Source organism: Mesorhizobium sp. M4A.F.Ca.ET.050.02.1.1, from assembly GCF_003997725.1.
In the GTDB taxonomy this organism is placed as follows: domain Bacteria; phylum Pseudomonadota; class Alphaproteobacteria; order Rhizobiales; family Rhizobiaceae; genus Mesorhizobium.
In genome coordinates, this window is the sequence record NZ_RZSG01000001.1 from 41,911 (window position 1) to 54,579 (window position 12,669).

At 57.5% G+C, this 12,669-nt stretch carries 10 protein-coding genes and 2 pseudogenes; 9 read left to right on the forward strand and 3 right to left on the reverse strand.

Annotated features, from left to right (window positions below):
* Positions 1–1,096: 1,096 nt before the first annotated feature.
* Positions 1,097–1,708, reverse strand: a pseudogene (locus EOA33_RS00180) (hypothetical protein); the annotation flags it as partial.
* A 283-nt stretch (positions 1,709–1,991) separates the two neighbouring features.
* Between EOA33_RS00180 and dddP the strand changes: the two are divergent.
* The 5 genes from dddP (at position 1,992) to EOA33_RS00195 (ending at position 5,650) form a co-directional block, all read left to right on the forward strand.
* Positions 1,992–3,323 (forward strand): dimethylsulfonioproprionate lyase DddP, encoded by a 1,332-nt coding sequence (gene dddP, locus EOA33_RS00185; RefSeq protein WP_126080638.1) that lies wholly within the window; start codon positions 1,992–1,994, stop codon positions 3,321–3,323.
* A gap of 1,114 nt (positions 3,324–4,437) precedes the next feature.
* Positions 4,438–4,641 carry a hypothetical protein gene (locus EOA33_RS40090; protein WP_245466463.1) on the forward strand — a complete coding sequence of 68 codons (204 nt, stop codon included), beginning with the start codon at positions 4,438–4,440 and terminating at the stop codon, positions 4,639–4,641.
* Positions 4,629–4,826, forward strand: coding sequence for a hypothetical protein (locus EOA33_RS40095; protein WP_245466462.1), 198 nt, complete (start codon positions 4,629–4,631; stop codon positions 4,824–4,826). Before EOA33_RS40090 ends, EOA33_RS40095 begins: the two co-directional genes overlap by 13 nt.
* A 16-nt stretch (positions 4,827–4,842) precedes the next feature.
* Positions 4,843–5,067 carry a tyrosine-type recombinase/integrase gene (locus tag EOA33_RS40100; RefSeq protein ID WP_245466461.1) on the forward strand — a complete coding sequence of 75 codons (225 nt, stop codon included), beginning with the start codon at positions 4,843–4,845 and terminating at the stop codon, positions 5,065–5,067.
* A gap of 364 nt (positions 5,068–5,431) precedes the next feature.
* Positions 5,432–5,650: a transposase zinc-binding domain-containing protein gene (locus EOA33_RS00195; protein WP_245466460.1), complete on the forward strand. Its 219-nt coding sequence runs from the start codon at positions 5,432–5,434 to the stop codon at positions 5,648–5,650.
* Between the two features lie 154 nt (positions 5,651–5,804).
* On the opposite strand, the pseudogene EOA33_RS40105 reads toward EOA33_RS00195, so the two are convergent.
* A pseudogene (locus tag EOA33_RS40105) lies at positions 5,805–6,432 on the reverse strand (transposase); the annotation flags it as partial.
* Positions 6,433–6,820: 388 nt separating this feature from the next.
* On the opposite strand from EOA33_RS40105, the gene EOA33_RS00205 reads away from it, so the two are divergent.
* The 3 genes from EOA33_RS00205 to EOA33_RS00215 all read left to right on the forward strand — a co-directional run bounded on the left by EOA33_RS00205 (position 6,821) and on the right by EOA33_RS00215 (position 9,734).
* Positions 6,821–7,804, forward strand: a complete 984-nt coding sequence (locus EOA33_RS00205) for a thiamine pyrophosphate-dependent dehydrogenase E1 component subunit alpha (RefSeq protein ID WP_126080640.1) — start codon at positions 6,821–6,823, stop codon at positions 7,802–7,804.
* Positions 7,805–7,823: 19 nt separating this feature from the next.
* A complete protein-coding gene (locus EOA33_RS00210; protein WP_126080641.1) occupies positions 7,824–8,831 on the forward strand; it encodes a pyruvate dehydrogenase complex E1 component subunit beta in 1,008 nt (335 codons plus the stop codon).
* Between the two features lie 141 nt (positions 8,832–8,972).
* Positions 8,973–9,734, forward strand: coding sequence for an SDR family oxidoreductase (locus EOA33_RS00215; RefSeq protein WP_245466459.1), 762 nt, complete (start codon positions 8,973–8,975; stop codon positions 9,732–9,734).
* Between the two features lie 13 nt (positions 9,735–9,747).
* Here EOA33_RS00215 and EOA33_RS00220 read toward each other — a convergent pair whose 3' ends face one another.
* On the reverse strand, positions 9,748–10,047 hold the full coding sequence (locus EOA33_RS00220) for a hypothetical protein (protein ID WP_127404719.1): 300 nt from the start codon (positions 10,045–10,047) through the stop codon (positions 9,748–9,750).
* Between the two features lie 278 nt (positions 10,048–10,325).
* On the opposite strand from EOA33_RS00220, the gene EOA33_RS00225 reads away from it, so the two are divergent.
* Positions 10,326–11,534 carry an acetyl-CoA carboxylase biotin carboxylase subunit family protein gene (locus EOA33_RS00225; protein ID WP_126080642.1) on the forward strand — a complete coding sequence of 403 codons (1,209 nt, stop codon included), beginning with the start codon at positions 10,326–10,328 and terminating at the stop codon, positions 11,532–11,534.
* Positions 11,535–12,669 lie beyond the last annotated feature (1,135 nt).

Genomic DNA, 12,669 nt, shown 5'->3' on the forward strand with positions numbered 1-12,669 from the left:
GGCGAGCAATTGGGGTGTTCCGGCCGAACAGCCGAACCCGGCGATTGCGACGGCGTAACATAAAAACGGGGTGGCCTCGAGGGCTTCGCAACTGGGGAACTGCGGTTGGTGGGCACCCTCGGCAGGCGTCCATGGTTCAGCTGTGCCGCACAAGCAGTGCCCGGTTCGCGCGCCCTATGAGGGTACGGCTTATGGGGGTAAGGCGGAGGCGCCCACTGTTCCCGCCGGCGCGCTAATAACGAATGGGGCATCAACATCATGCTGCGCATCAAATTCAATGATTGAATCTGGCATCCAGGGACCGATAACCTCGGGCAACCGGTGTCCGTGTCCGCTATGTAGTAAGCGCCTATGAAGTGGCGGCGCTCCTCTACACGTATTTCGCGAGCGCCGAATCGTTCTGGCTTAGAATAGCGGTCCTGGAACGCTTCTTGTTGGGACGAAAGCCACAGATGTCGCTCAGCCCGAAACTGGCTTGCAATCGAGATATAGTGGGGTTCCATCTGGGCGCATTGCCGCCTGCACCTTCGTTGTGCGATACACGACGGGAGTGGCCCCGTGGGTCAGGAATCGGAAATTCCCCGGATTCTTCCATGAGGTCCAGCATCTCCTCGTAGAGCTTTCCACGCTCATTAGGTCAGCGATGGAGAGTCCCTTGACGTTCAGTTCGTCATAACGTTTCGCTCCGGAAGCGTTGCCAATTCCAAACGCCAACTTGAGCCTGCGTGGTACGCATCCGGTGAAGACCGCAGACGTGCGTATCTGGTGGCCAGAGAACCTGAGCACCGGAGTGCTGGGGTCAAGCTTTCGATGGGGAGACGCGATGATGTTCTTCGAGGAGGAGTTTGACCTCCTCGAAGCCTTCATCGGTGAAGATCCCGTCGTCATCATTGGCGCCGTAGACCCAGATGACGCCGTCCTAATCCGGGACACAAAGGGGGTGAACTCCCGTCTCGACGGCGCGGGCGTCGCCGCCGTTGCAAAGGCGGTCGTCGCCATCCGCTCGTACCATGCCGCAGCGAGTCAAAGCGGCCCGCATCTGACCCTGCCTCTGTCAACCAAGGACAGCCGTGCGGTGCTCGTGACGCTTAAGGTGGAAGCGGAAGGTGAGGCGCTGATGGCGGCCGAGCAGGCACGCGCCTTGGGGTGCTTGTGAGCGGCGTAGTTGTCAAGAACGACGTGGATGGCCCTGCTGGCCGCCACCTCGGCATCGACAGCGTTGAGTGAGGCGGATGAATTCCTGGTGACGATGGCGCTGCATGTTCCTGCCGATAACGGTGCCATCGAGCACGGTAAGGGCGGCAAACAGGGTGGTCGTGCCGTTGCACTTGTAGTCGTGGTCGTGGTGCCGAGCCTACCCTTCATGGGCAGGCCGGGCTGGGTGCGGTCGAGCGCCTGGATCTGGGCTCTTCTCGTCGACCGACAACAGGATAGCGTGAGCCGGTGGATCAACTAGTGGCATGGCCGACGACGTTGCGCAGTTTGTCGACGAACTGCGGATCGTTGCAGAGCTTGCACTGGCGCGCCACACGCAAGTCTTGAACTTACCAGATTGCCGCATGATCTCGAGGGTGCCCACGCCGTCGCTGCTCAACAGAATGATCTCTGCGCGCCAAACGTGCTTCTGCAGCGCACTGCGATGGGCGCGCTGATCAGAGAGAGGCTGACGATCAATCGAAGAAACGGTGAGGTATATTCCTGTGCGCATGTACCAGACTCGCATGCGCACTCACAAAAGGGAATCCTCAGCCGAACTCTTATGTCAGGCGTAAACCACTAGCACGACAGGGCTCCCGGCAAAGCTCTGGGATCGACAGATTGCCCATTGCGGCGCGCTGGAAGGCTACCTGGTTCCAGTTGTGGTCGCAGGCACCCCAGAGCACGAATGCAGATGAATTGACTTTATATCGAGCAATATTTTTTCCGCCTTTAGCATCCAAGAAATCCGGTCTTAGATCCACGTAAGAGTGAGCCACTAGGGCGGCCTTAACATGTCCTCGTTTTCGATTGTGAACCACAAAATTGATCCCACGCGAGTGGCAAAAGCACTTAAGCCGGATGGGAGCATGGATGACAACGATCGGGTTGAAATTGGGCCGACGGACGTCGCCTTTGCGGAGTGGGCAGCCTTGGGCCTGACCACGCCCAACCTAGATCGTATGCGCAAGACCCGTCTTGATCGGATTGTTCTGCAACTCCGCCAAAGAGACTATGCGGGCGTGCTCTGCTTCGACCCGCTGAACATACGATACGCTTCAGATTCCTCGAACATGCACATATGGATCATGCACAATCCGTCACGAGCTGTGTTCGTATCGGCCGACGGCTATGTCGTTCTCTGGGATTTCCATCGTTGCAGCCACCTGTCAACCTATCTGCCGCTCATCAACGAAACCCGGGATGGCGGGGCCGGCTTTTACTATTTCGTTGCCGGCGACCAAGAAGAAGCAGTCGCCAAGGACTTTGCCGGACAAATTGACGAACTGTTGCGCCGCTCTGGTGGCAAAAACCGTCGTCTTGCCGTCGACAAGATCGAAATCCCCGGCCTTCGTGCGCTAGATGCAGTTGGCATCGAGGTTTGCAACGGCATGCAGCTCATGGAGCACGCCAGGGCCATTAAGGGAATCGACGAGATCAACGCCATGCGCTGCTCTCTCGCGACCTGCGAGATTGCCGTTGCCAAAATGCGAGAACGTTTGCAGCCCGGCATAGCCGAAACGGAACTTTGGTCGGTTCTTCATGCCGAAAACATCGCACGTGGTGGCGAGTGGATCGAAACGCGCATTTTAACTTCCGGCCCGCGCACGAACCCCTGGATGCAGGAGGCCGGCCCCCGTCGCATTGTCTCAGGAGACCTCGTCGCCTTCGACACCGATATGGTGGGCCCGTACGGCATGTGTGCCGACTTCTCCCGCACTTGGCACTGCGGTGACGGCCGACCCACCGAAGCACAGCGAAGGCTGCACGACATAGCCTACGAGCACGTAGCTGCAAACATGGCTATGCTAAAGCCGGGCGTCTCTTTCACCGAACTCACTCAGCGCAGCCACAAGCTTCCCGCGGATTTCGTCAAGCAGCGATATGGCGTCATGATGCATGGCATTGGTCTTTGCGACGAATATCCCGCGATTCTCTATCCTGAAGACTTCATCCCGGGAGCATTCGACTATGTTCTCGAGCCCGGAATGACCCTGTGCGTCGAGGCTTATATCGGTGCCGTCGGTGGGCGGGAAGGCGTAAAACTGGAAGAGCAGGTGCTCGTGACCGAGAGCGGAGTTGAAAATCTCACGAGATGCCCGTTTGATGAGGCTTTGGTGGCCTAGGGATTTCGGCCGAGTCTCTTCAAATTGTCCAATTCTTGAGAGATCCGCGGAAAAGCTGTTTGTTGCGCATCTGGCTCAGCACTTTTGCGGAAGTTGGCTTTTCGTTGGTCCAACTCGCCCGCCTACATTCGTAGAAAGGGGGGTGGAGGCATCCAAGTCCATGGTCGACGCCCTGACCCGCGAGTGCTGTCGATACTCTGACCAGCAGTCGGGCAGTGGCAGCTGTGGCGTCAGATTTGCAGCAAGTCCGCTGTTAGCCTCCGAACACACGGTCTCTGTTGGGGGTGGCGCATGTGGCCATTCCGCCAAGGATATTGGTCGAATTGCAGGCAATAGCCGGTCAGTGTCAGGTCACACTGGGTTGGCGCTTCGTGACGACGATTTTCGTGTAGCAGACATTTCGCTGAGTGGTTTGCATGCTCTCGATCTTGGCTGGGGACACAACAATGTGGAGCTTCGGTGTATGGAGCGCGGATCGGTCGTCATCGTTCGGCGTGTTCGGTGCTCCATGGGGCGGTCAATTCATCTGCTTACGTCACAGCCGGGACCTGCTTGACAAGAAACCTGAGGCAGCGCGATACTATGAGAAGTCCCTCCTGTCGTGACGGAACGCTATCTCGGAGGATAAATATGCACTATTCCCTAGATATACATGCCGAGGCTGGGCGTTTGTTGGAAGAGAAATGCTGTGCGATTTCCGCCCTACTGATCACGACTCCCCTGGTCGGCTTGCTTTTCGCATTTGCGTCACAGGGGACAAATCTTTTTGACTCTACTAACCCGGAGAGGGCCTTCCTCCAGAGTTCTTCGATCGTGCTGCCGCCGCGCTGAGCAAGTCCAATAAGTCTGCCACGGATGTAGCTAAGCTGAGCGTCCGACGGAAACGCCCCAGTGTTGATTTTTCGAGCTTTCTCTGACTTGCCTGTCGGAGTCCACCAGAGGCGATCCGTCGCGACGCAGCCTAGTGCTACTTTGGCAGATTTTTGGCGATGTGGGCATTTTGAGGATTGAACGAAGCCGCTAACGCGGCATTTGGCGGATCGGTTTGCAGGAACGCTTCTGTTTTGAAGGATCGCGGCTGTTGAAGCGCAATCTGAGAACAGGAGCTACAGAAATGGCCAAGTTGACCCCAGTTCCCCGGCGCATGATCGAGGATATGACGATCCGTAATCTGCCGCCGGCCACGCAGCGATCCCCACGTGCATGCCGCGGCGAAGTTTTCGCGCTACTTGGCCGTTCGCCGGACCGGCTCGGTCTGGAGGACGTGCGCGCCTTCCAAGTTCATTTGATGTCGACCGGAATCTCGTGGCTGCGCTGAACCAGACGGTGTGCGCGCTGCGGTTCCTCTACGGCGTGACGCTGGGCCATGCCGAGAGTCCGGAGCGGATCGTCTATGCTCGCTCGCTACGCACGCTGCCGGTGGTATTGAGCGCCGACGAAGTCGTGGCCTTCCTAGAGGCGGTGCCGAGCCTGAAGTGCCGTACGGCCCTGACGACGGCCTAAGAGCAGGTCTCAGTGCTTGGAGACTGTCGGGCTGAAGGTCGGCGACATCGACAGCGGTCGCGGGGTGATCCGTGTTGAGCACGGCAAGGGCGACAAGGACCGCACCGTGATGCTGTCGGCGCAGCTTCTGCGCATCTGCGAGTCTACTGGCGGCTTGGCGAAGCCGCGGGACTGGCTGTTTCCCGCGCGCGGGTGTTATTTGGGCTTGTCGTTCGGCGCGTGCGGCCGCCTAAGCGGGTGACGGTCCACACGCTCAGGCACAGCTTCGCCACGCATCTTCAGAACGCACCGACATCCGCACCATCCAGGTTCTACTCGGCCACAACAATCTGTCCGGCGGCGCGCTACGCTAAGGTCTCGAACAGCCTCATCCGACGCACGACAAGCCCGGCTGAACATCGAGGTGCCGCCAGGGTGAGTGGTACCGCCATGTCGGCGAGACTGAAGGTGGCGGATATCTTCCGCCGCCATGGCGAAGTATATAGACAGGTTCATGACGGCTATCTAGGCTCGCATCGAGCGGCGTGTGATGAGCGCGATCGAGCTCTGCCGGACCGCCGAACTGGGCGGCCAGTCTACGGCTGCCGCTCCTGCGGTCGATCCGCGTGGCCTACAATTCCTGTCGCAGCCGGCACAGTCCCAAATGCCAGGGTCAGGCCTGCCGGGACTGGCTTGCCGCACGCCAGAATGAACTGCTGCCGGTGCTCTATCACGCAGTGTTCATGCTGCCGGCTGAGGTTGCTGCGATCCCTTTCACAAGGCGGCACCTTATACGCGGCCGAAACGCCTGCGCGCGAAGCCAATCTCAGGCATTTGGGAGCTGAGATCGGCCTCATCGCGGCGCTGCATAGCTCTCATCTACCATCCCGCCTGATTGTATCGTACCGGGTGGTGGTGTCTCGCCCGACGGCACACGCTGGATCTCGTGCAGGCCGGGCTCTTTTTACTCGTGCGCGTGCTGTCGCGCCTGTTTCGCTGGCGCATGACACGGAAGACGCGCTTGTGATTGACGGCCGGTTCGCCGTCTTTCGCGTTCCCTGTTCGTCAGGGCTGTGATGCGACGATCGCCATAGGTCGGGCGTTCGTCGATCAGGCGGCGACCAGCTCCAAGAGCCCATCGTCATCGGGGTTGCGATAAGGCCCGCGCGGCTTCACCAGGCGATGCAACTCATGGAGATGGGAACGCGCCGCCCCGAGGGTCTCGGCAACGGCCTTCATCGGGAACCGTCCCTCGGCTGCGACAAGAGCCGCAAGTTCGGTTTTTTGACTCCGACCTGGCCAGCGCGTCTTTGAGGATCTCCACTTCCATGGTCTTGCGGCCGAGAAGCCGCTCGAGGTCGCGAAGGCGCTCTTCAAGCCGCCGCACTTCCGAACTCCCGACCACAGATTCGTCCGATCCCACCGCAGCCGTTCCGCCTTCCTTCAATAAACGGCGCCAACGATACAAGAGATTTGGCGCCACGCCTCATCGTGCGGCGACAGAGGACACGGTCTCACCCGGAAGGAAACTCTCCTCGATAATCTGCAGCTTCTGTTCGGTCGTCGTCCAGTGTCGGCGCCGTACCTCCCCGGTGATCAGTTCAATCCGTCGACAGTCGTCAGCCATAAGCCTGTGCTTGAGGATATCCCCAAGCCTCCCGCGTTAGGCCGACTGTCCGGCCGAAATGGGGGCCAGTTCAGGATCCGACATTGTTGGCGAACTTCGAACAAAGGAGGTCTGTGCAGTTCTTTCACGACGCCTTTCTTCGATGAAGAACAGTGTAATGCGAGCCTTCAGGTCAAATGGCATGACGCATGCACAGGGTTGTGCGAGCCGGAAGGAACAAGGCCATGCTGACAGAGAACCAGATGAAAGTGCCTGCCGAGATCGTGCCTCGCCAGGAGAATGCCGAAGAGACCCGCCACGTACCTTCGGAGCTCGAGCACGAGGATTTAGCCGATGCGCGCTGTTGGAATGCAGGCGATCGCCCCTTGCTGACGGGCAGGGTTGGGTCATGCAGTTGAAGGGCGATCGTAGGCTAGAGGCTTTTCGACGGATGCTTCGCATCCGCCGATTCGAAGAAGAAGGTAGGCGCCTGTTCAACGGTGGTCAGATCCCTGGTTGGTTTCACACGACCGTGGGTCAGGAAGGCGCTATCGTCGGAGCAAGCCTCGCCCTCCGGGACGATGACGCCATGACCGGAACACACCGTTCGCATGGCCATCCGATTGCGAAGGGCGCGCATTTGCAGGCGCTTATGGCAGAACTGATGGGTAAGGAGGGCGGCGTTTGTAAGGGGCGTGGCGGTTCGATGCATTTTGCGGACAGTTCAGTGGGGATTATCAGTGAATCGGGAATCGTCGGAGGGGGCATTCCTCTTGCCACAGGATGCGCATTTAGCGCCAAGGTGCGCGGCGTCGATCAGGTTACCCTTTGCTTTTTCGGCGACGGAGCAGTGAACCAGGGCACTTTTCACGAGAGCCTCAACATGGCCTCGTTGTGGAGGCTTCCCGTCATTTATCTTTGCGAGAACAATGGCTATGCAATGACCACCTCCGTAGCAACAAGCCACGGACAGCCGGACATTGCCCTACGAGCGGCAGGTTACGGAATTCCAGGAGAAATAGTAGACGGACAGGACGTCAGTGCCGTCTATCAATCTGCGGCATATGCGGTCACGCGAGCACGCGCGGGGCAGGGACCCACTCTCATAGTGGCCAACACTTATCGGTTCGATGAACACAATATAGGCTTGGCCGTTTCTGGGGAGCCTTATCGACAGGTCGCAGAAGTCGAGGCACACAAACGCGACCGGGACCCAATTTTGCTATATCGCACTGTGCTGCTCGAAGAGGGTGTAAATGAAGAGACTCTAGCAACCATCGAGCATGAAGTGGCCCAAGCCGTCACACAGGCCGTACAGTTTGCTTTGGCTAGCCCCATGCCCCGGCCCGAAACGTTGCCCGACTATATGTTCGTGTCGACCATTGCCCGCTAAGGGTGGGCTGGAGGGATTAATGGATGTGAAAGACGATACCCACAGAGACGCAGCCACGCCCGGTCCCCATATTCAGATGACCTATTTTGAGGCAATCGTGCAGGCCCAGCTAGAGGAAATGCATCGGGATGAGCGCGTTGTATTGTTGGGAGAGGACGTCTCAGTTCATGGCGGCGGCAAGCTTATCGAATGCTTCGGCAAGAACCGGGTTTGGAACATGCCAATTTCAGAAGGCAGTTTTACGGGACTTGGCATCGGGGCTGCCATCAATGGTTTGCGACCGATTGTAGACATTTCAACTGCCAGTTTCATCTATCTCGCTTGTGACCAGATTGTAAACCAGGCCTCAAAATTGCGGTATATGACTGGGGGCCAGATAGACATCCCAATCGTCTTTCGCTGCTGTATGTTCTCGACGGGCTCCGAAGCGGCACAGCATGCCGACCGGCCTTACCCGCTTTTTATGAACGTGCCGGGCCTTAAGATTATCAGCCCGACCAGCGCTGCCGATATCAAAGGCCTCATGAAATCCGCCATTCGCGACGGCGATCCTGTGCTCGTCTTCGAGGACACCCGCCTCTGGCCTCTCAAAGGCGACGTCCCCACGGATCCGGACCATTTAATCCCAATTGGCAAAGCGGACGTGAAGCGCGAGGGGGAGCACGTTACCGTCGTTGCCATCGCCGGTGCTATCAGGCCGACCATGGAAGCTGCCAACTACCTCATCGAGGAAGGCATTTCGGTCGAAGTGATCGATCCACGTACATTGAAGCCGCTCGATTATGAGGCAATCAAGATGTCAATCGAGAAGACCGGACGGCTGATTATTGTCGAGAACGGACACCGTATCTGCAACGTCGGAAGTGAAATCGCAGCGGTGATGGCGGAAGAGTCCTTCGATCTTTTGAAGCGACCTATCTTGCGGCTGAGTGCTCCAGATATTCATGTCCCATTCAGTCCGGCTCTTGAGAAGGACTTTTTTCCAACACGGGACAGCATTGTTGGCGCCATACGACAGTTACTCTGAGTTCCCAAAAAACGCATGAATGGAAGTAACACAGCAACTGCCGTTATCGTCGCAGTAGGAGGTGATAAGACGCGCTTAGAAAAAGAAGGCAGGCCATCAGACGATAGGCGGGAAACATTCCAGAAGGGATAGGGCTTATACATGAGTAAATCATTCATCGATGGCAGATTCGGTCTGAGTGGGAAGACCGCTTTGGTGACCGGCGGAGCACGCGGCATCGGATTGCAAGTCGCGCTTACATTACAAGAAGCTGGCGCCGATATAATTCTCACTGGAAGGGATCGGGTTCGCGTGGCCGCGGCGGCAGATCAGTTTCCAGTCAAGCCTAAAGTCTATCAGCTCGATGTTAGGGACTCGCAGGCGGTACGCGATCTCGCCGATGGCATCGCCGTTTGCCCTGACATCCTTATTAACAATGCCGGGGTGTCCCGCGCGGCGCCGACGAAATATACCACCGACGAGGATTGGCGAGCTGTCCTTTCAGTCAACTTGGACGGCCTGTTCTACTGCAGTCGCACCTTCGGCTCTCTCATGGCGGAGCGCGGTTCCGGCGTGATTGTAAATATCAGTTCGATATGTGGAGATGTTGTCACCCGACAGGAATCCGTAGTCACGGCTTACAATGCGAGCAAGGCGGGGGTAACTATGGTAACCAAAACCCTTGCTTGCGAATGGGCAAGATCTGGGGTTCGGGTGAACGCAGTGGCGCCTGGATTCGTACAGTCAGAGATGACCGACCAGTATCCTGTAGAAGTGGTCAGGGCATGGTCTGATCGGACGCCAATGGGCCGCTTCGGCCAACCTCATGAGATTGCATCTGCCGTCCAATTTCTTGCTAGCGACGCGTCAACCTATATCACGGGAACGGTATTGTTGGTGGATGGTGGCTACACTTGCTGGTGAGATTTTCTATTGGTTAATTCTGGTGGGCCATCCTGCTGCCTGGGGTGACAAAGCAAGATGATCTACCCATCGAAGTTTCTGTGCGTCGCACTACTTGATCCATAGTTTCGTAGTCAAAAGCACGGTGAACGTCAACCGAATCGATGAAGCTATCCAGCAGTTTGGCGGTGCGTTCTTGAGGCCGCTGTAGGTTAGGTGTAAGGCCGTTCACCAAGCTCGTTTGAATGACAGTTCGCGCGACGAGCAGAAGCTCGTGCATCGTACCTTCTCCCAGACGCTCCCCAGCCAGCTGAGTGATGTAGACACCGGTCATCACCCGTTGCCATGGGATCTCTGGTCCTTCACCAGGATCGGTGCGGCGGTAACGGATCCCATCATCGCGCCTCTCATTCCCCAGCCGACTTGCGCGAGAAGAATAGGCCTATATTGCGGCAACCAAGACACTCTTTTTGGTGGTCATGACGTCACATCCTGCAACAGATAAATACAACTACTTCACAAGAATTTACCAATCGCAAACCACGAGCAGTGGTATGTTGGACGAACTCACGCGCGGAAAAAAACCAGACAAGCTATTCGGAGTCGACAAACATGAAAAGAAGAGCGCTTATCCTGATCGAGGGTACAAGGAACAATGGTCCTCTATATGTCCAAGCGGCCCGAAGTCTTGGCCTGCACTCGATTACCCTGGCGGCTGATCCACTTAGGCACTACTATCATGCCGCAGAAGACAGTGAGGTAATCTGTGTGGACACATCCAATCTCGATGCGCTGATTTGCGAGTGTGTTCGGCTGCATGCGACCTATGATATTGCTGGGATTACGAGCTCGGAGGAAGCTGCATATGCGACAGTCGGCATGCTCTGTCGACATTTCAATCTGCCAGGTCCGAACGCCGAATCGGTTGAACGATGCTGCGATAAATTCACTCAACGTCAGCTGCTTGGGCAAGCCGACATTCCAATTCCTGCCTACGCGTTGGCAACGAATGCGAGCGAGGTTGTAAGCTCTGCCGCTAAAATCGGCTTTCCTGTAATTGTAAAACCAGCCACGGACACCGGCGGCAGCGAGGGGGTCCGATTGTGCGGCAGTAGCGAGGAGCTAATCCAGCATACTGCTTATCTATCAAGCAGGTGGAGTACATGGCAGTCCCCAGCAAGAATATTAGTGGAACAATTTGTGAAAGGCTTTCATTATTGGGTGGAGATGATGGGAGATGACGTCATTGGAATCGCCTCTCTCGAATTCGGTCCCTCGCCGCATTTCGTATATAATAGATGCGCCTATCCGGCCTTGCTTACCAATGAAGAGGATGAGCGCATCGCCGATGTTTCACTGAGGTGTTTACAGGCTCTCGACCTTCACTGGGGTCCGACCAACGTTGAACTCAGGTGGACGGCACATGGGCCGGTCGTCATTGAAGTAAATCCGCGTATGTCGGGCTCGCCCGGTGTTGAGCTAGTTGAGCTAGCTTGCGGTATCAATCTTATCCGAGAGCACATTAAACTCGTGATCGGCGATGAGGGCGATTTGCGCGGAACCCGTTCAGAAACTGCTGCTGCGCAATTCCTAGTTCCTGAACGGGACGGCGTTCTCGATTGGATCGATGGCGTCAGCCGGGCGGCTGCTGTACCTGGCGTCGCCAAAGTGAAGCTTTACCTTGAACCAAACACCACGATCAAAAGGAGAGGCGATCACCGAGACTTAATCGGATATGTGACCGCCAGCTCGCCTGACATCGCTCGGACGGAGGCGATACTTCAGCGGGCCGTCGGCTTAATTGAGTGGTCGGTTACATAGGTTCGATTTCCCTTGCTACCTGGCGGAGCGGCGCTTGTGTCCACCGTGTGGTGTTGCCGGGTTCAAGCGCCAGCCGCTGAAGATGATGAAGCCGACGTGCATCATTGTTGAAGCTGCTGAAGCGCTAGCGCAGCGAAGAAGAACCGCCAGGGAGCCATACGATCAGCGGATGGCGCACAGGATCGCTGGTCCTCGACGCACCCGTTTCCGGTTAACCTCCGAGCCAGCGACTGTCGGCCCTCCAACAGGGAAACCGGCAGTCCCGCGCGCGTCCGCAACAGCGGACGGTTGTCGTGCGTAGGACGGAGGAAATTCGCCCCTGCCTCGGGCGGTGAACGGGACAGCCGTAGGAGCGTCAGCAAAGCGCAGGCCGCAGGACGGGACGCGGGACGACTTTCCCCGTCCGCGGCGATCCGCATGTGTTTGCGTCAGGAGAAAGGCTGACCGGACGAAAGGCGCACTGCCGCTTCTCGAAAGTCCGGTCGCTGATCAGCGACGTGCGGTAGGATCGGCCATAGCAGGGCCGAGTTCCCCCTGGAAGAAAAAACAGGTGTTGCACCCGTCGGGTCCCCCTCAATTGCTGGGCAGCCTGTTAACTTCCAGCCTGGCATACTCGCTCTCCAGGTCGTCTTGCGCGGGTTCGGCAATTCCTCGAGCGTCAGCTCCACGGCCAAGATCGCCCGCTCAACGATCTCACCCGCGTCGAGCTCGGCCAGGCCCGAATCAATACCGGCCCAGCTGGTTGGCTGCCAGTCGCAGGAGACTGAGATTCTGCATGGCAGAGTTTACTCGGCAAGCGCCAGCCAGCGCTCTCGGTGGGCCGCATTCATACCCCAACAGAGCGCGTTCAAAGCTGAGGTTGCCGCCAAGGCGCTGTCAAGCAGAGGCTTATCGCGAAATAGAGACGTACGGGCTGCGATCGTTCGAAGGTCGTCGAACGATCGACCTGATTGCAGACCGCGCATACGCCTACGAGGCCCGGGGGTACGTCCTGGGATGTTTTAGAACAGCCATGCCCGCATTACTCCAGGAGCTTGGCGCAAGGCAACGGAGGCCTACGAGTTCTGCTGCACCCGGACAAGGAGCCCGTGTGCCGGTACTCACCAAACCGCCAGCTGGTTCCGAAATAAGGCGA